This is a genomic window from Pseudoalteromonas sp. MER144-MNA-CIBAN-0113, from assembly GCF_040308965.1.
Lineage (GTDB): Bacteria > Pseudomonadota > Gammaproteobacteria > Enterobacterales > Alteromonadaceae > Pseudoalteromonas > Pseudoalteromonas tetraodonis.
The window spans coordinates 1-279 of the sequence record NZ_JBEOOG010000295.1 but is presented as its reverse complement, the minus strand read 5'-3'; the positions used below and the strand labels follow the sequence as shown (position 1 = coordinate 279).

At 45.9% G+C, this 279-nt stretch carries 1 protein-coding gene; it reads left to right on the top strand.

Features of this window, described 5'->3' with window-relative positions; all coding sequences use genetic code 11:
- Positions 1-279 (top strand): amino acid kinase family protein (locus AAEY57_RS19770; protein ID WP_502935506.1); only part of this gene is annotated, 279 nt, incomplete at both ends.

Genomic DNA, 279 nt, shown 5'->3' with positions numbered 1-279 from the left:
GGTACTGCGTTTACAAGGTTTAAATGCCGATCGCTTTGATGTGCGCAAGGTGCTTAAAACCGACAGCCAATTTGGCAAAGCAACGCCCAATGTTGCAGCCACAGCGCAAGCTGCTAAAGAACATTTAATCCCGCTGTTAGACGCTCAAGTAATTGTGACTCAAGGATTTATTGGCAGTGACGAATACGGCCAAACAACAACGCTAGGACGTGGTGGTTCAGACTACAGCGCTGCATTATTAGCTGAAGCAATTAACGCTAAAAGTGTGCATATTTGGAC